Annotated in this window: 18 protein-coding genes; 7 read left to right on the top strand and 11 right to left on the bottom strand. The window is 63.6% G+C overall.

Translation table 11 applies throughout. The annotated features are described in order from the left end of the window. Positions 1–33 precede the first annotated feature (33 nt). A complete protein-coding gene (locus ACLQ7E_RS15235; protein ID WP_411733427.1) occupies positions 34–972 on the top strand; it encodes an ABC transporter permease in 939 nt (312 codons plus the stop codon). A gap of 75 nt (positions 973–1,047) precedes the next feature. On the opposite strand, the gene ACLQ7E_RS15230 is transcribed toward ACLQ7E_RS15235, so the two are convergent. Further along, positions 1,048–2,007, bottom strand: coding sequence for a LysR family transcriptional regulator (locus ACLQ7E_RS15230; RefSeq protein ID WP_411733426.1), 960 nt, complete (start codon positions 2,005–2,007; stop codon positions 1,048–1,050). Positions 2,008–2,622: 615 nt separating this feature from the next. Between ACLQ7E_RS15230 and ACLQ7E_RS15225 the strand changes: the two genes are divergently transcribed. Continuing rightward, positions 2,623–4,020, top strand: coding sequence for an MFS transporter (locus ACLQ7E_RS15225; RefSeq protein ID WP_411733425.1), 1,398 nt, complete (start codon positions 2,623–2,625; stop codon positions 4,018–4,020). Positions 4,021–4,106: 86 nt separating this feature from the next. On the opposite strand, the gene ACLQ7E_RS15220 is transcribed toward ACLQ7E_RS15225, so the two are convergent. Next, a complete protein-coding gene (locus ACLQ7E_RS15220) occupies positions 4,107–4,985 on the bottom strand; it encodes a LysR family transcriptional regulator (RefSeq protein WP_411733424.1) in 879 nt (292 codons plus the stop codon). A gap of 133 nt (positions 4,986–5,118) precedes the next feature. On the opposite strand from ACLQ7E_RS15220, the gene mmsB reads away from it, so the two are divergent. From mmsB to ACLQ7E_RS15205, 3 genes are all read left to right on the top strand, one after another. Next, positions 5,119–6,039 (top strand): 3-hydroxyisobutyrate dehydrogenase, encoded by a 921-nt coding sequence (gene mmsB, locus ACLQ7E_RS15215; protein ID WP_411733423.1) that lies wholly within the window; start codon positions 5,119–5,121, stop codon positions 6,037–6,039. A gap of 2 nt (positions 6,040–6,041) precedes the next feature. Continuing rightward, positions 6,042–7,550: a CoA-acylating methylmalonate-semialdehyde dehydrogenase gene (locus ACLQ7E_RS15210; RefSeq protein ID WP_411733422.1), complete on the top strand. Its 1,509-nt coding sequence runs from the start codon at positions 6,042–6,044 to the stop codon at positions 7,548–7,550. A gap of 128 nt (positions 7,551–7,678) precedes the next feature. Beyond that, the gene (locus tag ACLQ7E_RS15205) at positions 7,679–8,677 is read left to right on the top strand and encodes a quinone oxidoreductase family protein (RefSeq protein ID WP_411733421.1); all 999 of its coding nucleotides are present in this window, start codon (positions 7,679–7,681) and stop codon (positions 8,675–8,677) included. Between the two features lie 117 nt (positions 8,678–8,794). On the opposite strand, the gene ACLQ7E_RS15200 is transcribed toward ACLQ7E_RS15205, so the two are convergent. The 4 genes from ACLQ7E_RS15200 to ACLQ7E_RS15185 are packed head-to-tail and all read right to left on the bottom strand — an operon-like array spanning position 8,795 to position 12,953. Next, the gene (locus ACLQ7E_RS15200) at positions 8,795–10,174 is read right to left on the bottom strand and encodes a short-chain fatty acid transporter (protein WP_411733420.1); all 1,380 of its coding nucleotides are present in this window, start codon (positions 10,172–10,174) and stop codon (positions 8,795–8,797) included. Continuing rightward, positions 10,167–11,123, bottom strand: a complete 957-nt coding sequence (locus tag ACLQ7E_RS15195; RefSeq protein ID WP_411733419.1) for a 3-hydroxyacyl-CoA dehydrogenase — start codon at positions 11,121–11,123, stop codon at positions 10,167–10,169. The genes ACLQ7E_RS15200 and ACLQ7E_RS15195 overlap by 8 nt, the downstream gene beginning before the upstream one ends. Continuing rightward, complete coding sequence (locus ACLQ7E_RS15190; RefSeq protein ID WP_411733418.1) at positions 11,116–11,826, bottom strand: SDR family oxidoreductase; 711 nt, start codon at positions 11,824–11,826, stop codon at positions 11,116–11,118. The genes ACLQ7E_RS15195 and ACLQ7E_RS15190 overlap by 8 nt, the downstream gene beginning before the upstream one ends. A 50-nt stretch (positions 11,827–11,876) precedes the next feature. Beyond that, positions 11,877–12,953: a cyclase family protein gene (locus ACLQ7E_RS15185; protein WP_411733417.1), complete on the bottom strand. Its 1,077-nt coding sequence runs from the start codon at positions 12,951–12,953 to the stop codon at positions 11,877–11,879. 164 nt (positions 12,954–13,117) lie between these two features. On the opposite strand from ACLQ7E_RS15185, the gene ACLQ7E_RS15180 reads away from it, so the two are divergent. Both ACLQ7E_RS15180 and ACLQ7E_RS15175 read left to right on the top strand, forming a co-directional pair. Then, positions 13,118–14,032 carry a LysR family transcriptional regulator gene (locus ACLQ7E_RS15180; protein ID WP_411733416.1) on the top strand — a complete coding sequence of 305 codons (915 nt, stop codon included), beginning with the start codon at positions 13,118–13,120 and terminating at the stop codon, positions 14,030–14,032. Positions 14,033–14,198: 166 nt separating this feature from the next. Then, complete coding sequence (locus ACLQ7E_RS15175; RefSeq protein WP_411733415.1) at positions 14,199–15,404, top strand: glycerophosphodiester phosphodiesterase family protein; 1,206 nt, start codon at positions 14,199–14,201, stop codon at positions 15,402–15,404. Positions 15,405–15,487: 83 nt separating this feature from the next. On the opposite strand, the gene ACLQ7E_RS15170 is transcribed toward ACLQ7E_RS15175, so the two are convergent. The 5 genes from ACLQ7E_RS15170 to ACLQ7E_RS15150 form a co-directional block, all read right to left on the bottom strand. Next, positions 15,488–15,880 carry a VOC family protein gene (locus ACLQ7E_RS15170; protein WP_411733414.1) on the bottom strand — a complete coding sequence of 131 codons (393 nt, stop codon included), beginning with the start codon at positions 15,878–15,880 and terminating at the stop codon, positions 15,488–15,490. Between the two features lie 29 nt (positions 15,881–15,909). Further along, positions 15,910–16,104, bottom strand: coding sequence for a hypothetical protein (locus ACLQ7E_RS15165; RefSeq protein WP_411733413.1), 195 nt, complete (start codon positions 16,102–16,104; stop codon positions 15,910–15,912). A 108-nt stretch (positions 16,105–16,212) separates the two neighbouring features. Beyond that, positions 16,213–17,658 carry a gamma-aminobutyraldehyde dehydrogenase gene (locus ACLQ7E_RS15160; RefSeq protein WP_411733412.1) on the bottom strand — a complete coding sequence of 482 codons (1,446 nt, stop codon included), beginning with the start codon at positions 17,656–17,658 and terminating at the stop codon, positions 16,213–16,215. Positions 17,659–17,716: 58 nt separating this feature from the next. Continuing rightward, positions 17,717–18,781, bottom strand: coding sequence for an ABC transporter permease (locus ACLQ7E_RS15155; RefSeq protein WP_411733411.1), 1,065 nt, complete (start codon positions 18,779–18,781; stop codon positions 17,717–17,719). Further along, entirely contained in the window at positions 18,778–20,289 is a 1,512-nt protein-coding gene (locus ACLQ7E_RS15150; RefSeq protein WP_411733410.1) for a sugar ABC transporter ATP-binding protein, read from the bottom strand. Before ACLQ7E_RS15150 ends, ACLQ7E_RS15155 begins: the two co-directional genes overlap by 4 nt. Positions 20,290–20,295: the final 6 nt, after the last annotated feature.

The following is a 20,295-nucleotide window of genomic DNA, read 5'->3' as shown; positions in this document are numbered from 1 at the left end:
GTTCCGGCTCGAGCCCACTCCCGGAACCAGCTCTTGGAGAATTACGGATTGGTCGGCGTCTCGATCATCGTTTTTGTTTTTTGCTGCCTCTACAGCCAGACCGCCGGAATTTTCTCTTCCCAGGCGAACATCACGACCACGATCGGCAACTCATCGGTGGTCGCGCTGGCCGCCCTAGCTACCGTCATCCCTTTTCGGGCGGGCTTCCTGGACCTGTCCGTCAGCGCCAGCATTGGGATCGCCTCCGTCATGACGGCTGCAGGCATGGCACATTTCGGGTTGCCCCTCTGGGGAGCGATCGGCCTTGGCTTGCTGTCAGGGATCCTGGTCGGGGCCCTGAACGGCTTCTTGGTGACGGTGGCGAAGCTCGATGTCTTTATCACCACGTTGGGCATGGCAACCTTTCTTTCCGGGATCCTGCAGTGGTACACGGGCGGCATGCCGATCACCACCGGCTTGTCACTGGCCTTGCAGGATTTCGGTTCGTTGACATGGTGGGGGATTCCGCGGTTGGTCTTCCTGCTCATCCCCGTCATCGCCATCGCTTGGTATCTGCTGGAACACACGCCTTTCGGTCGCGAGCTGACGGCAATTGGCTCGAATGCCCGGGCTGCCCACATGGTCGGCATCGGGACGAAGCGAGTCATCTGGACCAGCTTCCTGCTCAGCGGTGCCATTGCCGGAATTGCAGGGGTCCTGCTCACCGCGCGCTCCGGCGGCGCCGACCCATTGACCGGACCCGGGCTGATGTTTCCCGTGCTTGCTGCCGTTTTCCTCGGAAAAACAACGATCCGACCTGGGCAGGCGAACGTCCCTGGAACGATCATCGGCGTGTTGTTCGTGGCCTTCACCGTGAGCGGCCTGAGCATCGCCGGGGCACAAGCATGGGTCGGGCCGGTCTTCAACGGCGTGGCGCTTGTTGGCGCCATTGCCCTCGCAACCTACTTCGGCCGCCGCAGAACACCGGCGTAGGATTCCGGTTGCCCAACATCCGGGCGGAGCGATTACTTGGTTCCAGTGGGTAAGTGAAACGGGCCGGGTGACGGTTCAGGCGTGCGGCGGACCGCCCATACGGTGTGGTCTGCCGCGACGCCGCGACGGGCGACCGGAGATGTCATCCACCAGATGCACCAGGGTTTCGCGTAGCCACCGGTGGCCGGGATCGGTCTCATTGCGTGCAGTCCACACCATGGTTTCCCGCACGGGCTCAAGGCGGATCGGTGGTTCCAATAGACGTAGTTCGACCTCGCCTGCCACAAGAAGCCCAAGTTTTTCATGTATCAGCGACATCAAACGGGTGCCACGGAGCAAGAACGGTGCGAGGGTCATGCTGGTGGTCAATTCCACGTTGCGTCCGACGCCGAGTGCGTCCAGTTGCATCTCGGCAAGTGAGGGCAGCCCTCCCACTCGCGTGGCTAGATAGGGTAGCGCGGAGAATTCTTCCTCGGTGATGGATTCACCCACATCCGGATTGTCGATGGCAACCGCACAGACGTATCGATCCGTGAAAAGGGGTGCGTGATGGTGCTTCCCGTAGTCGGGCATGGCTCCGGCTGGGACGATCAACAGGTCCACATCGTTCGCCGCAATCCGTTCGGCGAAGTCTGCACCCAACGGCTGGATGTGGAGCCGGACGCCTGGAGCGTCTTCGGTAAGCCTGACCAACATTTCATGTAGCAGGATGAGGGTTACGTAGTCGCTGGCCATGATGGTGAATTGCCTGGAGTCGCGAGCTGGATCGAATTCCTGGGTTCGGCGTTCCAGTAAGGCCACGACGCTTGCGAGCGTTTCCCGGACGGGTCCGGCCAGTTCCTCGGCAAACGGCGTGGCCACGAATTCCCGTCCTTGGCGGACCAAAATGGGATCGCCGAACAACTTGCGGATCCTACCGAGGGTTGCGCTCATGGCTGACTGCCCCACGGAAAGCCTGGCCGCCGCCCTGGTGACGTTGCGCTCCGCCATGAGGGCGTCGAACGCCACCAGCAGGTTGAGATCGACTCGGCTCAACTCCACGCCATTCATCCGGTTGCCTCGCTTCTTGTGAAAGGTACTTTACGTCAACGTCGCGTAGCCGAGGTGCAGACAACTGAGACAGATGGTTTCCCGAATTCCTGTCAGCTCCGGCTCGAAACGGGGGCGGCCACGCGGCCGTTTGCCCATCACGACCGCCGCATGAGCTACTTCATTTCATCACAGTGACCAGTCGAATCGGCGAATCAAAGACGTGCAGTTGAACCGAAACCGGAATCCGTTAAGCACACACTCGTGGCGAACCCGGACGCTGCTAGGGAAGCCCTTCCCGAAATGCAATCGGCTGCGATATCAGGTCCAAGATGCGCTGCAAACAAGGCATATTCCGCGCGCTGCTCCCCTTGACGCATGCGGCCGTCGACATCGAGAAACCACGGTGGCCTTGGACAGCTTGGCTGCATGTTTGAGTTCGCCGAAGCCGGCAAGCATCGGACCGGCTGTGCGTTGCCGCACGGTACATGTGCCCAAACGATCCTCGTCATCGCGGGTGTAACCGCTTCCAACTTCAATGTGATCTAGGACATACTCATGGGGTGATCGGCAGGCGGCAATTGCCCCAGGTGCCATCCGCGGAACCTTCGGAGGTTGGAAGTGTCTTCATCTCGCCCCAGCAGTGCCAGTATCCAGGAGCGCAAGGGACTCAAGCGCGTGGTCGTTGCATCGATGGCCGGGACGGTCGTCGAGTGGTACGAGTTCTTCTTGTACGCGACAGCAGCAACATTGGTCTTCAACAAGATCTTCTTCCCCGAGTCGGCCAATGAGCTGGACAACATCATCAAGGCGTTCATGACCTACGCCGTTGGTTTCATCGCCAGACCCATTGGCGGCATCGTCTTTGGCCACTTCGGTGACAAGTACGGCCGCAAGCACCTGTTGCAGGTCGCCATCGTGCTGGTCGGGGTCACGACGTTCCTCATGGGCTGCCTGCCGACCTTCGACGCGATTGGCTACGCCGCCCCCGTTCTCCTGGTGGTCTTGCGCTTCTTCCAGGGATTCGCGGTCGGTGGCGAATGGGGCGGAGCGGTCCTTCTGGTCGCCGAGCACTCACCTGACAAGGAGCGCGGGTTCTGGTCCTCCTGGCCGCAGGCGGCGGTGCCCGCCGGTAACCTGCTCGCAACCATCGTGCTGCTGGTGCTCTCCTCGACTCTTTCCGAGGAAGCCTTCCTGGCGTGGGGGTGGCGCATTGGCTTCTGGCTCTCGGTGGTAATTGTTGCAGTCGGCTACTACGTGCGCACCCGGATCTCCGACGCCCCGATCTTCCAGGAGGCCAAGGCCGAGCTGGAGCAGAACGCGGAAGCCGGCTACGGCGTCGCCGAGGTCTTCCGCCGCTACCCGCGCGGCGTGTTCACCGCCATGGGCCTGCGGCTGGGCGAGAACATCCTCTACTACATGGTGGTGACGTTCTCGATCACCTACCTGAAGACGCAATTGAAGATGGACACCTCAACCATCCTGCTGTTGATGCTAGTGGCACACGCGATCCACTTCGCCGTAGTTCCGGTGATCGGTCGCTACACGGACAAACTGGGCCGTCGACCCGTGTACGCGCTGGGCGCCTCGCTCATGCTGGTGTGGGGATTCGTGGCCTTCCCGCTGTTCAACACGCAAAACGACTTCGTGATCCTGCTGGTCGTCGTTGCGGGCCTGTTGGTCCACGGTCTGATGTACGCCGGGCAGCCGGCCATCATGGCCGAGATGTTCCCGACCCGCATGCGTTACTCCGGCGTTTCGCTGGGCTACCAGGTGACCTCGATCGTGGCCGGCTCGATGGCGCCGATCATCGCCACCTTCCTGCTGAGCATCTACGGGTCGTGGGTGCCGGTGGCCATCTACATCGGCATTGCGGCCATCATCACCCTGGCCGTCGTGTACTCCATGCGTGAAACCAACGGCATTTCCCTTCACGACATCGACGCGGCCGACAGGGCCCGGACGATCGTGATCAACACCGAGGCGACCGAGGCCGCCGCCCGGGACAGCGTCAAGTAGCCGCGCCGCCGCCAGCGGTGCAACAACCATGCCTGCGGGAAGCGGCCGTCGCCGCTTCCCGCAGGCATTGCTGCATCGCGGGGCTCCTAGGAGGTGGCCTCGCGCATGGCTGCGACCGCCGCCAGGACCGCCGGGTTCCGCAGCGCCTCCTCGCGTCCCACCACCCAGTAGGTGGCGGCGTGCGCGTAGTCGCCGGGCAGCAGGCGGACCAGGTCGGGATCGAGGTCTGCCAGGAAGTCGGGCAGGATCCCGATCCCGGCCGCGGCCTTGGTCGCCGCGATGTGGGAGAACACGCTGGTGGAGGTGATGCCCCGGGGCATCGGCGGCAGCGACTCGGTCGCGCTGTCCAGCTCGTCGATGGTCAGCGAGGATTCCACGTAGTAGTTCAGCCGGTGCGACACCAGCTCGGCGATGCCCCGCGGTTCCTCGTGGCTGGCCAGGTACTCGCGGGAGGCGTAGAGCCCTAGGTGGTAGGTGAGCAGCTCGGTCGCCACCGCCTTGTGCACGTGGGGCTTGCCCACGACCACCTCCAGGTCGACGCCCGAGCGGGTCTGCCGTGCCCGCTGCGTTGCACTCATGAGTTCGACGGCCAGCCGCGGGTGCCGGCGCTGCAATGCGGCCATGGCAGGGGTGGCGAAATGCGCGGCGAAGGCGTCGGGCACCCCGATGCGAACGGTCCCGGAGAGTTCGCCGCTGTCGCGTGACTCGGTGAGGCCCGAGACCGCGCGTTCGATGTCCTCGGCGGCCCCCAGCGCGCGCCGGCCCAGGTCGGAGACCTCCCAGCCGGCGGGCGTGCGCGTGAGCACGCGGCCGCCCATGGCCTTCTCGAGCGCGGCTATGCGACGCGACACCGTCGAGTGGTTCACGCCCAGCACGTCGGCCGCGGCGGTGTAGCGCCCGAGCCGCGCCACCGAGAGAAAGGTAATCAGGGATTCCAGGTGATGGTGATCGATGCTGCGTTCCATGCACTCATTGTGCGTTGATGCACATGAATGGTGCAAACCTGGGCTGGTCGTGTGCGTTGAACGAGAGGACTTTGGCCCATAGTGTGGTGGTCATCACGGCCCGAGCGGGCAGACCACGGCGCAGGAGGAAATCATGGCAGTTTATGGCTGGATCGGACTCGGGAACATGGGCGGTCCGATGACCGCGAATCTCGTTACTGCAGGGCACCAGGTCAAGGGTTACGACCTGAACCCGGACGCCTGCATCGCTGCGAAGGAAAGCGGTGTCGAGATCGTGGGCAGCATTGCCGAGGCCGTGCAGGGATCCGACGCGGTCTTCACCATGTTGCCCAAGGGCGAGCACGTGCGCGCCGTATATGAGGGCGGGAACGGGATCTGGGCGACAGCGGGCGCCGACACCCTGTTGCTGGACAGCTCGACGGTCGACATCGAGACCTCGCGCTTCTGCCACGAGGGCTCCAACGCACGCGGCCTGAAGTTCGTCGACGCGCCCGTCTCCGGAGGCATCTCCGGCGCCGCTGCGGGAACCCTTGCCTTCATGGTCGGGGGACTGGCCGAGCACACCGCCGAGGCTGTGGGGCACATCAAGCCTATGGCGGGCAAGACCATTGTCGCAGGCGCCGCGACGGCAGGCATTGCCGCCAAGATCTGCAACAACATGATGCTCTTCATCGACCTGATGGCCTCGGCCGAGGGTTCCCAGCTGGCCGAAAAGCTGGGCCTGGATCCCAAGGTCTTCTGGGAGATCGCCTCGGTCTCCTCCGGACGTTCGTGGGCACAACAGACCTGGTACCCGGTGCCGGGCGTCATTGACAGCGCGGCGGCCAACAACAACTTCGACGCGACGTTCCGGGTGGACCTGGCCCGCAAGGATGTCGGGCTGGCCCTGGACGCAGGGGAGATGACCGGGGTCAAGCTCCCCGCCGCGACCCTGGCGCGCGAGCACTTCGATGCGCTGATCGCCGAAGGCCTCGGAGAGAAGGACTGCTCCCTGATCGTGAAGAACGTTTCCCCCGACGGCACCGTTGCCGGCTACACCCAGGAGAAGAACTAACCATGTCGCAAACCCTTGAACACCTGGCCGTATCCACGATCGGCCACCACATCGGCGGCAAGTCCATCGCCGAATCCGAACGCTTCGGCCCGGTCTACAATCCGGCAACCGGCGAACAAACCGGACAGGTTGCGCTCGCCAGCGCACAAACCGTCCGCGATGGGGTGAAGACCGCTGCCGCCGCCCAGCGGGGCTGGCGCCGACTGGGCCTGGCCAAGCGCAGCCAGATCCTCTTCAAGGTCCGCCAGCTCATCGACGAGCGGCGCGGCGAACTCGGCGCCATCATCACCGCCGAACACGGCAAGGTGCTCTCCGACGCCGACGGGGAGATCGTGCGCGGCCTGGAGAACGTGGACTTCTGCACCGGGCTGATGCACCACCTCAAGGGCGAGTACGCCGAGCAGGTGGCCACCGGCGTCGACGTGCACCAGACGCGGCAGCCGCTGGGCGTGGTCGCCTGCATCACCCCGTTCAACTTCCCTGCCATGGTCCCGCTGTGGATGATCACCACCGCCATCGCCGCCGGCAACGCCGTGATCCTCAAGCCCAGCGAGCGCAACCCCTCGGCCGCCAACTGGATCGCCGCGATCTTCGAGGAGGCGGGCCTGCCCGCCGGGATCCTGAATGTCGTGCACGGGGACAAGGAGGCCGTCGATGAGATCCTGGCAAACCCCGGGATCACCGGTGTCTCCTTCGTTGGATCCACCCCCATCGCCAAGTACGTGTATGCAACCGCGGGTGCCAACGGCAAGCGGGTCCAGGCGCTGGGAGGTGCCAAGAACCACATGGTCGTCATGCCCGACGCCGACCTGGACGCCGCGGCCGATGCCGCGATCTCCGGGGCCTACGGTTCGGCCGGCGAGCGCTGCATGGCCGTTTCGGTGGTGGTTGCGGTCGGTTCCATTGCGGACGATCTGGTCGCGAAGATCTCCGAGCGCGTCCCCGGCCTGAAGGTCGGCGACGGCACGGACCCGGACTCGGAAATGGGGCCGCTGATCACCGCCGCCTCGCGGGACCGGGTGGCTGGATTCATTGCATCCGCCCAAGAAGAGGGCGCCGCCGTCCTGGTCGACGGCAGGAACCAGCGCTTCGATTCGAACGGCTTCTTCATCGGCGTTTCGCTCATCGACCATGTGAAGCCCGGCATGCGGGTCTACGACGAGGAGATCTTCGGCCCCGTCCTGGCGGTGGTGCGTGTGGACGACTACGCGCAGGCCGTGGAACTGATCAACTCCAACCGGTTCGCCAACGGCACGGCGGTCTTCACCCGCGACGGCAAGACCGCCCGCGAATTCGAGTTCGACATCGAGGTCGGGATGGTGGGCATCAACGTCCCGATCCCGGTGCCCATCGGCGCCTTCAGCTTCGGCGGATGGAAGGACTCGCTCTTCGGCGACACCCACATGTACGGCCCGGAGTCGTTCAATTTCTACACGCGGCGCAAGGTCGTCACCAGCCGGTGGCCCGACCCGAGTGATTCCCAGATCGAACTGGGATTCCCCACGCACTGAGCGAGGACCCAGTGTAGGAAATGTCGGCAGCCCCGCCTGGGGTTGCCGACATCTTCGGTTCTGGCGCCATGGGCCGGAACCAGCAATCGCTTCCGGATTTCGACAACGCCAAGAGAGGATGACGCGGGATGCCAGAGACGATGAACGCCGTGGTGGTTTCCGAACACGGGGGCCCGGAAAACTATGAGTTTCAGCAGGTCGAGCGGCCGGCGCCAACGGCGGGCCAGGTCCTGGTGAGGTTGAGCGTCGCGGGGGTGAACTACCTCGATGTCGCCCAGCGTAATGGGGCAACCCCGTTGCGGGCCCCGTTCCGTCCGGGCGTCGAGGGCATCGGCGTCATCGAGGCGTTGGGACCGGACGTATCCGGCCTTGAACCGGGGCAACGTGTCGGGTGGCTTGCCGGAGGCCAGGGCAGTTTCTCCGAGTTCGCGGTGGTCGACGCCTCGAAGGTGGTTGCCATCCCCGACGGGATCGACGATTCCACCGGCGTGGCCGCGCTGATGCAGGGAATCACGGCGCACTACCTGGCCCACAACACCTACGCCGTCGGCCCGGGCGACACCGTGCTGGTCCATGCGGCCGCCGGGGGAGTGGGCCAATGGCTGACACAAATGGCAAAGCTAAAGGGCGCGCGGGTCATCGGGACGGTTTCCACGAAGGCCAAGGCGGACGTGGCACTGGCCAACGGGGTCGACGAGGCCATCGGCTACGAGGGATTCGCCGACAAGGTCCGCGAGCTCACCGGCGGGGAAGGTGTGTCCGTCGTCTACGACGGGGTCGGAAAGACGACCTTCGCCGAAAGCCTGCGGGCACTGCGGATACGCGGCACGCTGGTCGCGATCGGCAACGCCAGCGGGCCGATTCCGCCCTTGGACGTGAACGCGCTTGCCGGGCTTGGGTCCCTCTTCGTGACGCGGCCGACCGTGCTCCACCACGTCCGAACGGCCGAGGAAATCTCCGGGCGGGCGTCGGAAATCTTCGGCTGGATCGCATCCGGTGCCATCAAGGTCCCGCACGTGACGCACTACGGCATCACGGATGTCGGCCAGGCCTTCAAGGCCCTGGAATCCCGCGGCACCACCGGGAAGGTGGTCCTGAAGCACCCATCTGGCATTGCTCGGGATTAGCCAGGCGACTCTGGAATCGGCGTCGGCCTGGCGTACGGTGATCGTCCTGCTTCGCACGAGGGCTGAGCATGCTGGCAGGGCAGGCGGCTATTTCAGCCGCCCGCCCCGCCACAGCATTTAGCCCAGGAATCCCCAGGCAAGGATGGCAACGATGTAGACCAAGCCAACCCAGAACATCATGACCACGGTGTAGCCCATGATGTCCTTGAGCTTCAGGCGGGACAGCGCCAGGGCTGGAAGAATCCAGAACGGCTGGACCAGGTCGTTCCAGGCATTGCCGAGCATGACCGACATTGCTGTCTGCGGCATCGAAGCCCCCAGCGTGTGGGCTGCCTCAATCATGAACGGTCCCTGGATGACCCAGTGGCCGCCGCCCGAGGGGGCGAAGAAATTGATCACGAACGAGCTGACCAGACCCCAGAACGGAAGGGATTCGGCGGTGGAGACGTTGACGAACCATCCGGAGATCGTCACAACCAGCCCCGAGCCGGCCATGATGGCCATGATGCCCGCATAGAACGGGAACTGGAGAATGATTCCCGAGACCGTCTTGATGCCCTCGTTGAGCTTATTGACGTAGGCAATCGGGTTGCCCATCAGGATGATGCCCAGGAACAGGATGATGAAGTTGATCAGGTTCAGGTCGACCTTGCCGCCCTGGACCATGTGGAACACGACGTAGAGGATGCCGGCGAGGCCGATGACCATCGAGAGCGTGCGCGACTTGTTCAGCTTGTTGGCAAAGGTGTCCTCGGAGAAATCATCCGTGATCGGCCCCTTGTCTGCCGTGGCAAATAGTCCTGGGTCGATCTCCCGAACAGACTGCCCGGGCTTGGGGTGGAGGGCAGCGTTGAGGATCGGCAGGCTGACCATCACCGCGATGGCCGTGACAACCATGGGAGGTGCGAAAATCGTTTGGTCCAGGCCGATCAGGCCCATGCCTTCCTCGAGGGGGTGCCCCGGGGTGGCGATGGTCAAGGGGATGGTTGCCGAAAGCCCCAAGCCGTACATGGTGAAGCCGGAATAGGCGCTGGCGATAATCAGCGGGTAATGCACGCCCTTGATTTCCGTGGCCAGCTTGCGGGCCACGACGCCGCCGATGACCAGGCCGAAGCCCCAGTTCAGGTAGGAGCCGAAGCCGCCAACCAAGGTGGCCACCACGATGGCGGCCTTCGGAGTGTGCACGCTCGAAACGATGCGATCCAACAATCGGTCCACGACCGGGGAATTGGCAAGCACGAAGCCGGCAGCGAGAATCACTGCCATCTGGGTCGTAAATGCCAGCAGGCCCCAGAATCCTTCGCCCCAGTTCAGCACCGCATCGACAGGGTTCTGGCGCTGGATGGCGAAGGCCAGGACGAAAGTCAGCAACGTCAGGACGACGGCGAAAACGAAGGGATCGGGCAGGTACCGGCGCATCAACTCGGTGAAGAACCCGGTAATTTTCTGCATGACCCCTGTATTGGCCGGGGTCTGGGCCTTGAGCTTGTTACTCATTGATTTCCTTTGCGGTGTGATTCAGGCGTTTCATCAGTTCTTCGTCGCGCCAGCGGACGCGGTCTTCCCAATGGTCCAGGGGCAGGAGTGCCCGGCGTTGGGCGGCAACGGTGGCCACCAGCCCGGGATGCCAAGGGTCGTCTTGGCCGCGTTCGGCACCCATCCGGGCGTAGGCCGGGCCCATCTTGGCGGCATGCGATTCAATGCCGCCGCGGGTGTTCAGGTCCACCGTCTCGAACGGCCCCATGAAGCACCAACGGCGCCCGAGTCCCTCGCGGACCACGGTGTCGATGTCCTCGACGCTGGCGACCCCGTCCCGGACCAGCGCATAGGCTTCGCGCAGCACGGCGCCCTGCAGGCGGTTGAAGACAAAGCCCTCGGGCTCGCCGTGGACCACCACCGGGGAAAGGCCCGCGGCGGCATACAACTCCCGTGCCACCGCGAGGGTGGCGGTGGAGGTGAATGCCGTCGGCGCCAATTCGATGACGGGAATGAGGTACGGCGGGTTTCCCGGATGGGCCACCAGGCAGCGTTCGCTGCCGGGCAGTCCGGCAGCGAACGCCCCGGCGGCCAATGCGGAACTGGAGCTGGCCAGCACGGTTTCCGGTGCTGCCAAGGCATCTAGTTCGGCGAAGAGGAAACGCTTGATGGCCAAGTGCTCCGGTGCACATTCCTGAACCAGCGCTGCCCCCTCGAGGGCCTTTGCCAATGAGTCGGTGGTGGCGATGCGTCCCAATACCGAGTCCGCATCCTGTTCCAGCAGGCCATGCCGGGCCAGGGCGGCCAGACGGGCGGATACCTCGGGGAATACCGATTTCCGGCGTGAGGCATCGGGGTCGGTGAGCTTCACCGGATGCCCGGCACGGGCAAACACCAGGGCGAATGCGACGCCGATGCTCCCGGCGCCGACGATGGCGACCGGGGACTTGGCGGCAGTCGGCTCAGACACCGGAGTGCCCCACGGTCATGCCGCCGCAGACATAAAGGGTCTGCCCGGTGACGAACCCCGAGCGGTCATCAAGAAGGTAGGAGGCTGCGTGGGCCACGTCGGCCGCGCTGCCCATGCGCTTGACGGGGATTCCTTCGATGATGGCCCGGGTTCGTGGGGCACCGGCGGGGTTGGCCTTGTTGAACAGGTCCGTGGCGATGGGCCCGGGTCCGAGGGCATTGGCGGTGATCCCGAACTCACCCAGTTCGAGGGCCCAGACGCGGGTCAGGCCGATCAATGCCGCCTTCGTGGCCGCGTAGGCCGAGCGCATTTCCTTGCCCAGTGCGGCGCGGGACGAGATGGAGACGATCCGGCCGAAACCGGCATCCCGCATGCCCGGCAGCAGTGCCTGGGTGACCTGCATTGCGGTGCGCAGGTTCAGCGAGAAGGCGGCTTCAAGCTCGGTGAGCGTCTGCTCCCCGGCGGAGGCCGGGAAGACTGCGCCCACGTTGTTCACCACGCGGGTGATTGGCCCGCCAGCGAGCGCTTGCTCGAGGGCGGCCGCGGTGGAATCCGGATCGGAGAGATCGGCAATGATGCCATCCCCGGCACGGTCGACGACCACCGGGTCGTAGCCGTCAACGCGGGCGCGTTCGACGATGGCTGCGCCGATGCCGGCTGCGCCGCCGGTAACCAGGATGCGGGGGCGGATGAGTTCAGGCATGGGGTATGACTCCCTTGGGGTGCGGATCGGGGGGACCGGGCGGTGCCGGGTCAGGTGGTGGCGATGGGGGTTAGCGGGGAGCCGGCGGCACCGGGCAGGTTCAGCGGGGCCGCAGTGAGCAGGAACCGCGACCGGCCGGACTTGCGCAGGTGCGCGGCCAGCGGCGATAGGCGCCACAATTCGCCCAGATGGACGCCAAGCTTGAACAGGCAGTGTTCGTGCAGCGGCAACACCGAATAGGGGGCCGGAGCCGGCGTGGCCGGGTAGAGCTCTACCGCGTAGTTGTCCGCCGCGATGGCGGCGACACCCGAATCGGTGATCCACCTCAGCAGCTTCGCGTCACGGCCGTCGAGCACCGCACCATAGTGGTGCAGGATCGCGGGGTCGGGGTTTCCACCCATGGAGAGCACCTTTTCCGCATAACCGGTGTGCAAAACCAGGATGTCTCCGGGCTCGACCTCGATGGCATCGGTCTCCATGATCCGCTGCAGGGTATCGAAGCCGACCACGGTGTGTGCCTCGCCCAGGTGCGCGGCAAGGTCGATCATCACGGCCCTGCCCTGGACGGGGCGTTCTGCCATGGAACCAATGCCCAGCACACCTGCACTGGAGGTGGTGTGCCGGTGGAGGGTGTCGAAGCCGGCATCCTCGGCGTCCTCGGGGCCGCGGACCTCGATCCCGGCCCGGAATCCGTTGTAGTACACCGGCTCGGGGATGCCGTCTCCGTCGGCGTCAAAGAGCGATCCGACATGCGAGAGTGCATCCCACTGCGTCGAATACTGCAGGTGCAGCACCGCAAGGTCGTCGTTCATCACGTCGGAGGATCCGGGATGGATGTCATCCAACCGGCAATTGAAGTTCACGTTTCCTCCGCGCAGGTTGGGGCGCAGAACTGGCGGGAGGCGGTTGGGATTCAGCGCGGTGCCGCCGGGCAGATCCAGTGGCAGGCTGAGCGCAAAGGTGTTGCAGTCGAGAACCTCGGCCAGTCCCTCGCGGACCTTTTGGGCGGTCAACAGGTTGAGCCGGCCCAGATGGTCGTCGGGGCCGAAGTCGCCCCAGGTCGAACCCTCGGGCCGATTGACCCAGCGCGGGTTCCCCCGCCGGGTCGCGGGCAATGCATTGTCCATGCCGGTGCGCCTTTCCGAAGTCGTTCGTGCAAATGTCCGTGCAAGTGGTCGACCGCACAAGGGGTTATGACCCACGGCACGTCATACAGGATGCGCTGACTTTTGATGCCTGTCCAATAAACAATCGATCACTCATCATGAATGAATTCTTATAAGCTGTGTCCATGGAGCTCAAACACGTCAGGGCCTTCCTCATGGTGGCCGAGGAATTGCACTTCGGGCGTGCATCCAATCGCCTGCGGATTGCCCAGCCGCAACTGAGCCAATGGATCAGGCGGCTCGAGGAAGACCTGGGCTGCCAGCTTTTTGATCGAAGCACCCGATCAGTCAGCCTGACGGAACAAGGGTTCGCCGTCCTGGAACCCGCCCGCGAGATGCTCTTAAGTGCCCGCCGGGTCGAGTTGGCAGCCCGGCTTCAAGGGCCGGGCGCGGTTGGGCTCGTCCGCGTTGGCTATGCGGGGGCCAGCAGCCGGGAGGTCCTGCCACTGATCGCCCGGAACGTGCGGGCCCAGGAGCCGGGCATCGAATTGAACCTGCAATCGATGATCTATGCCGGTTTCACCCCGGGTATGGTGGCCGCCGGTGACCTGGAGATCGGCTTTTCACGGCTGCCCATGGAACACCCGGGCGTTGAATCCAGGATCTTCACCTACGAACGGATCTTGGCAGCACTTCCAAGCGACCACCCTCTGGCCATGGGGAAGCAAATCAAGCTGGCGGACCTTGCCGATGAGCCCTGGGTCATGTTCCCGGCCACTCGCGGATCCACCGTCCGCGACGCCGGAATGCGGCTCGCCCGCGAAGCCGGATTCACCCCGCGCGTGGCCCAGGAAGCCCCGGACTCATACGCGATCCTCGGGTTGGTGGCCGCCGGGGTCGGGGTGACGCTGACGGTTTCATCGGTGAAACACATCGCGACCCCCGGGATGGTCTTCCGTGAGCTGGCAGGCGGACCGATCCATCTTGCGGCAATCATCATCTGGCGCAAGAACCCGAGCCGGGCCACCGCCAGGGTCCTGGAAATCATGGAGGAACTGCTTCCAACCCCGGATCCCCCGGACGGCCAAGTGCTCGGATAGGTGAAGCCGGGAACCAACACCTCGGGCGCGGTCCAAGGCAAACCTGCCCGTCGCCCCGAGGCGGTCAGCGGGATCTTAACGCGCGGTTCACCTTGCCGTGGCCGCATGGTTGCTCCGGGAAGGCAACGTGGTGGGTGTCCGTCCCCGACACCGAAGGATCCACACCATGAAGCTACGCACCATCACCCTTGGAACACTCACCGTTTGCCTGGCCGCCGGACTCGCAGTCCCGGCCGTTGCCGCGCCGGTCGTGTCCCAGGACAACGAGTCGCCCATCCTGATCGGCCACCGCGGTGCCGCGGGCGTCGCACCTGAAAACACCCTGGCCGCCGTCAAGGCCGGCAGCCAGTCGGGTGCCGACTTTGTCGAGATCGACATCCAGCTGTCCAGCGACGGCGTTCCGTTCATCTTCCACGACGAAACCCCGGCCCGCACGACCAACGTCGCCGACGTCTTCCCGGAGCGGGTCAACGACCCGATCACCTCCTTCAGCTGGAATGAGCTGCAGCAGCTCGACGCCGGATCCTACTTCTCGGCCGACTTCGCCGGCGAGAAGATCCCGCACTTCGACGCTGTCGCCGACGTTCTCACCGGGGAAACCGGCGTGTTCATCGAGATCAAGTCCCCGTCCAAGTCCCCGGGCGTCGAGCAGATCGTCGCCGATGCACTGGCCACCGATGCCGAGTGGAGCGCGCTGGACCGGGCAGGCAAGATCGAGGTCCTGGGCTTTGACGCCACGTCGAACAAGCTGTTCGCCGAGCTGGCCCCGGAGGTCCCGCTGCAGCAGTTGACCGGCACCGTCCCCGGCGCAGAGGTCCTGGCCGACTACGCAACCTATGCAGATTCGTTCGGCACCAGCTACCGCACGCTTGACGCCGCAGGCGCCGAGCGCGTCAAGGATGCAGGACTGGGTCTCGGCGTCTACACCGTGAACTCCACCGAAGCGGCGGATGCAGCCCTGGAACTGGGCGTCGAGCGCCTCACCGGTGACTTCCCGGAGCAGATCAACCGCCATCTGGCGGGCCAGAAGGTGTTCCCGTCGAACGACGGCGTGGTCGTCTCCGGTGCCCTGAACGACGCACCGGGCAATGACCTGCAGCCGGAAACTGGCGAACACGTCGTCCTGGCCAACACGGGCAAGCGCACCATCGACGTCAGCGGCTACGTGCTGCGCGATGCAGCGAACAACCTGATGCAGATCGGCGAGGGCTACGTGCTGGCTCCGGGCGCAGAATTGCGCGTGTACTCCGGTCCGGGCACCAACAGCGCCGACGCGTTCTACCTGGACGGCGCAGCAATCCTGAACAACGGCGGCGACGCGCTCGGCCTCTGGAACGCCAAGGGCAAGCTGATGGACACCTTCTCCAACTAATTCCGGCCGCTTAACCAGCCGCCCAAAGACGGCCGTGCCCGCCCCAATCGCTCTAGGGGTGGGCACGGCTTTCCTGCGCCTGCCTACAATTCACGCACATCGCGCCGGATCGGATGGTCCTCGGGAACCTGCACCACGACGATCCGGGTGCCGTCCGGGTCCTGGATCCATCCCTCGATGAGTCCCCACGGTTCAGTCAGTGCCTCCCGAACGACGGTCACTCCGCGCCCCGCCAACCGCAGGAGCTCGGCCTGCACGTCGCGGACCTGCACCCACAACACCAGGGAGGAGGCGGTGCCCGCCTCGCGGGCACCCGAAACCTCGAGCAGGCCGTTGCCCAGGAAGAACACCATGCCGTGATGCTCGGCCGTGCCGAACTCGCGGGACACCGCCAGGCACAGCACGTCGCGGTAGAAGCCCTGGGTCTCGGGCAGGTTCACGGGCCGCAGCAGCACCCGGCTTGAGAGGATTTCCATGGGTCCCAATCTACCGGTGGTGCCGGCGCCTAGCGCCAGGGAACCGTAAACCCGGCCGCGGCGGAGGGCTCCAAGTCGATGCCCTCGGTGTCGTGCAGCAGGCCGAGGAATGCCATCTTGTGCTCGTCGGTGACGGCCACATAGCCGACGATCAGGTGTTGTAGGTGCTCGCCACCCAGCCGCGAGCGACGGCCCACGGCCAGCCCGTCCGCGGCGGATGTCATTCAGAGTGGTACTGGATCTCACGAGAGACCGGTCAATCCCTTAAGGCCGCTGTGCCGGTTCCCGGAATCAGGGGAACCGGCACAACCTCTCGGGTCTGCTGATGGCCTTTAGCTGGCGATGTTCGCCATGACGTGCTTAATCCGGGTGTAGTCATCAAGCCCATACATCGACAGGTCTTTCCCGTAGCCCGACTGCTTGAATCCGCCGTGCGGCATCTCAGCAACTAGCGGGATATGCGTGTTGATCCAAACCGTTCCAAAGTCCAATTCGCGGCTCAAGCGCATTGCTCGGCCGAAGTCGGTGGTCCACACTGACGAGGCAAGGCCGTAATCGACATCGTTCGCCATGGCCATTGCCTCGTCCTCGGACTCAAAGCTCTGGACGCTGATTACCGGGCCGAAAACCTCGTTCTGCACCAGATCATCGTCCTGGCGCAAGCCGCTGACGACGGTGGCGGCATAGTGGAAGCCGGATTCGCCCAGACGTCGACCCCCGGCATTGACTACCGCATGCGCCGGCAGCGAGTCGATGGCGCGCTGCACCCTTTCAAATTGCGCCGCATTGTTCAGCGGAGGGAGCATGGCGTCCTCATCATCCAAACCCTTTTCGTAGGCGGTTGCAACGTTGTCGGCCTGTTCCGCGAGGAGGGCAACGAATTTGTCGTGCACTCCCGACTGGCACAGGACCCGAGTGGCAGCGGTGCAGTCCTGGCCGGCATTGAAGTACCCGGCGATAGCGATAGTCTCTGCGGCGGCGGTGATGTTGGCATCATCGAAGATCACCACCGGTGCCTTGCCGCCCAACTCAAGGTGTACCCGTTTGACGTCAGCCGCTGCAGAGGTTGCAACACTAATTCCCGCTCCCACTGAGCCGGTAATAGCGACCATGGCTGCGGTGGGGTGTTCCACGATGCCCTTGCCGGTATCGCGATCCCCGCAAATCACGTTGAAGACTCCCGCGGGAAGGAATTCGGACGCAATCTCCGCCAACAACAAGGTCGATTCGGGAGTTGTATCACTCGGCTTGAGCACAATAGTGTTGCCGCCAGCCAAAGCCGGCGCAATCTTCCAGACTGCCATCATCATCGGGTAGTTCCATGGAGTGATCTGCCCGATGACGCCCACGGGTTCACGTCGAATCCACGAGGTGTGATCGGTCATGTACTCACCGGCGGATTTACCTTCCAGGATGCGTGCAGCACCGCCAAAGAAGCGCAAGTGGTCGACCATCCCGGGGATCTCCTCACTGGCTACCAATGCTCTCGGTTTGCCGCAGCTGCGGGACTCCAATGTAATGAATTCGTCCTGCCTTGCTTCCACTGCATCGGCAAGTCGAAGCAGGGCCAGTTGACGTTCGGCGGGCGTGGTACGGCGCCAAGTGATGAAGGCGGCCTGCGCGGCGGAGAACGCAGCGTCAATGTCTGCCGGTCCAGAAAGGGGCGATGTGCCGTAGACGTTGCCGGTGAAAGGATCGACCAGGTCGATGGATGATTTATCCTCGGACTCGACGTAGTTCCCATTGATGAAGTTCTTGAGGACGAGTTTTTCGCTCACGTTTGGTTCCTTTGAGGTTGTTAGTGCTTATATGAATGGTTGTGGGGGCGAACTGCGATTAGGTATGCCGGCGTCGGGGCTTGGGATCGGCGGTCAAGCGCACTCGGGTGCGCAGTCGGTCGACCATGAGGGCAAGGACCAGCAAGGCGCCAAGCAGGATGTCCTGCACGTAGCTTTGGACGCGGATCAGGTCCATGCCGTTGCTGAGAAGGATGATGAATAGGGCTCCCATGAAGGCACCGGACACCTTGCCTTCGCCGCCGTTGAGTGCGATACCGCCAATGACCGCGGCGATGATGGACTCCATGGGGAACTGCAGGCCGATATTTGCTTCGCCGCTTGAGATGCGGGCGGTCATCAGGACTCCGACCAGCGCAGCAAGTACGCTTCCAGTGATCATGAGCTTCAGAAGTGTCGACTTAACATTGACGCCCGCATGGTGGGCAGCATGTTCGTTACCGCCGACGGCGAAGGCCCTACGGCCCAGCCGCGTCCAGTTGAACAGGACATAGGCGCCAGCCAACACCAGCAACATGATAAACGTGGAGAAAGGGAGGCCCATGACCATGGAGCTTCCGTAAGCGCGGGTAAAGGCCTGGGGCAGTCCTGTAATCGGAACTCCACCGGTTAGCATCAACGCGACGCCTACTGCAGCAGAGCCCGTGCCAAGCGTCACCATGAATGAGGAGATCTTGAATATCGCAATCAGCACCCCGTTGATTGAGCCGACGATCAAGCCGACGGCCAGGCCGGCGAGTATGCCCATTAGCGGCGAGGCGTCGCCCCGTGAAAGCACCATGGCGCAGACAACAGAGGACAGCGCCACGGTTCCGCCATTGGACAGATCATAATTCTTGGTCACCAGGTACATCATCTGGCCGATCGCGATGATCCCCAGGAAACTGACCTGCCGCATCACGTTAACAATGTTTCCGGAGGAGATGAAACGAGGTTCGGCGAGAGCGAACCCCACCACGAGGAGAATTAAGAGGATCGGCAAGATTCCGTAGGCCACGAAAGTCTTCCTGGCAAGCGAATGGAACGAAAAGCCGGAGAGACGATACTCCCGTGGATCGGCCATCGGGAACGTTGTAACGACGGGTTTGTCTTTGAGAATGCTCATGCTGTGGCCTCCGCTGTGTGGTGGAAGAACCAAGGAAGCAGGTTCTCCTCAGTCAGGTCTGATCCGGTGAACTCACCGACGATGCGCCCCTCTGTGATCACATATGCCCGATGGACTAAGTTGACGATCTCGGGCAGGTCGCTCGAGATCACGAGTACGGCTGCTCCCGCATGCACAAGATCAGCAATCGCCTGGTAGATCTCGCATCTTGCGCCCACGTCCACTCCGGTGGTCGGCTCGTCAAAGACGTGCAAGTCGTAGACACGGCTGAAACCGCGAGCCAGCACTATCTTTTGCTGGTTTCCTCCGGAAAAAGTGCCAGGCAATGACGTGGTTCGCATGGGCCGCAGGGCCAACCGCTCAAGAATCCTGTCTGCCGCGCGGGCTTCCGTGCCGCGTTTGAGCATCGGCCCCCTTGCATAGGTGTCCAAAGCCGAAAGGGAAGCATTTTCCCGTGCTGACCGCGTCGGTACCAATCCTGCCTTCTTGCGGTCCGACGGATAGTGGATGATCCTGTCATCGACACGGCCCCGAGGCCCTCGGGAGGTGAGCTCACGGCCGTTGAGCATGATGCGGCCGCGATGATGTCGCGCGAGTCCGAAGATTGTTTCTCCGACGTCGGCTTTACCGGAACCAACGAGTCCGGTTAGTCCGACAATTTCGCCTGGCCTGATGCTCATCGATACCCCGTGCAACCCGGGTCCGTGGACGTCCTCCAGCACAAGTCCTCCGACTCCCGGATTGTGGGCGATGGCCGGGAAAAGCGCTTCAACCTTTCGTCCTGTCATCAAGGTGACGAGTTGATTGTCGTCGACTGCGTCGAGAAAGGAAGTCTGCACGAGCTTACCGTCGCGCAGAACGCTGATGTCGTCGCCGATGATGCGTAGCTCTGACATGCGGTGCGTGATGTAGATGATGGCCAGTCCCTCGGATTTCAGCCGACGGATTGTTTCGAACAGCCTGGCCGTTTCCTCTTCAGTTAGCGACGCGGTCGGCTCATCGAAGATCACGAGACGGGCCTCGTCCTGCACCGACTTCGCGATCTCGATGATTTGTTGCTCCGCCCGGCTGAGGTCCCCGGCATGGGTACAAGGGTCTATCGGCGACGCAACCCGTGCTAGCGCTGCGGCTGCCTTGGCGCGCATGGTGCGCCGGCGCAGGAACCATCCGTAGGTTTCTTCGCGGCCGATGTTCAAGTTCTCCTCGATGGTAAGCTGCGGCACCAATGCCGGCTCCTGGAAAACCGTCGAGATCCCGGCTTGACGGGCCGCTAGAGGGGAACCGATCGAACACGGCTTTCCGTTGATTTCGATGGTTCCGCCATCGGCCCGATGAACACCGGCCAATAAATTGATGAGCGTCGACTTCCCCGCGCCGTTCTCCCCGAAGAGCACGTGTACGCGGCCTGGATGGAAATCAATATCGACCGAGTCCAACGCGGTGAAGCCTTGGAATTTCTTGGTCAGTCCGCGCACCCGCACCGTGGGGGCTTGTGTCATGGTGAACATCGGGAT

Source organism: Paeniglutamicibacter sp., assembly GCF_046714615.1.
Classification (GTDB): domain Bacteria; phylum Actinomycetota; class Actinomycetes; order Actinomycetales; family Micrococcaceae; genus Paeniglutamicibacter.
Note: the sequence above shows the minus strand (reverse complement) of the source record. Positions and strands in the feature narration are given on the sequence as shown.

Coding starts and splice junctions, on each gene's coding strand:
- ACLQ7E_RS15180 (WP_411733416.1), top strand. CDS start 13,118: ATGGAGCTCAAACACGTCAGGGCCTTCCTCATGGTGGCCGAGGAATTG.
- ACLQ7E_RS15165 (WP_411733413.1), bottom strand. CDS start 16,104: ATGACATCCGCCGCGGACGGGCTGGCCGTGGGCCGTCGCTCGCGGCTG.
- ACLQ7E_RS15155 (WP_411733411.1), bottom strand. CDS start 18,781: ATGAGCATTCTCAAAGACAAACCCGTCGTTACAACGTTCCCGATGGCC.
- ACLQ7E_RS15200 (WP_411733420.1), bottom strand. CDS start 10,174: ATGAGTAACAAGCTCAAGGCCCAGACCCCGGCCAATACAGGGGTCATG.
- ACLQ7E_RS15175 (WP_411733415.1), top strand. CDS start 14,199: ATGAAGCTACGCACCATCACCCTTGGAACACTCACCGTTTGCCTGGCC.
- ACLQ7E_RS15205 (WP_411733421.1), top strand. CDS start 7,679: ATGCCAGAGACGATGAACGCCGTGGTGGTTTCCGAACACGGGGGCCCG.
- ACLQ7E_RS15210 (WP_411733422.1), top strand. CDS start 6,042: ATGTCGCAAACCCTTGAACACCTGGCCGTATCCACGATCGGCCACCAC.
- ACLQ7E_RS15170 (WP_411733414.1), bottom strand. CDS start 15,880: ATGGAAATCCTCTCAAGCCGGGTGCTGCTGCGGCCCGTGAACCTGCCC.
- ACLQ7E_RS15220 (WP_411733424.1), bottom strand. CDS start 4,985: ATGGAACGCAGCATCGATCACCATCACCTGGAATCCCTGATTACCTTT.
- ACLQ7E_RS15150 (WP_411733410.1), bottom strand. CDS start 20,289: ATGTTCACCATGACACAAGCCCCCACGGTGCGGGTGCGCGGACTGACC.
- ACLQ7E_RS15190 (WP_411733418.1), bottom strand. CDS start 11,826: ATGCCTGAACTCATCCGCCCCCGCATCCTGGTTACCGGCGGCGCAGCC.
- mmsB (WP_411733423.1), top strand. CDS start 5,119: ATGGCAGTTTATGGCTGGATCGGACTCGGGAACATGGGCGGTCCGATG.
- ACLQ7E_RS15185 (WP_411733417.1), bottom strand. CDS start 12,953: ATGGACAATGCATTGCCCGCGACCCGGCGGGGGAACCCGCGCTGGGTC.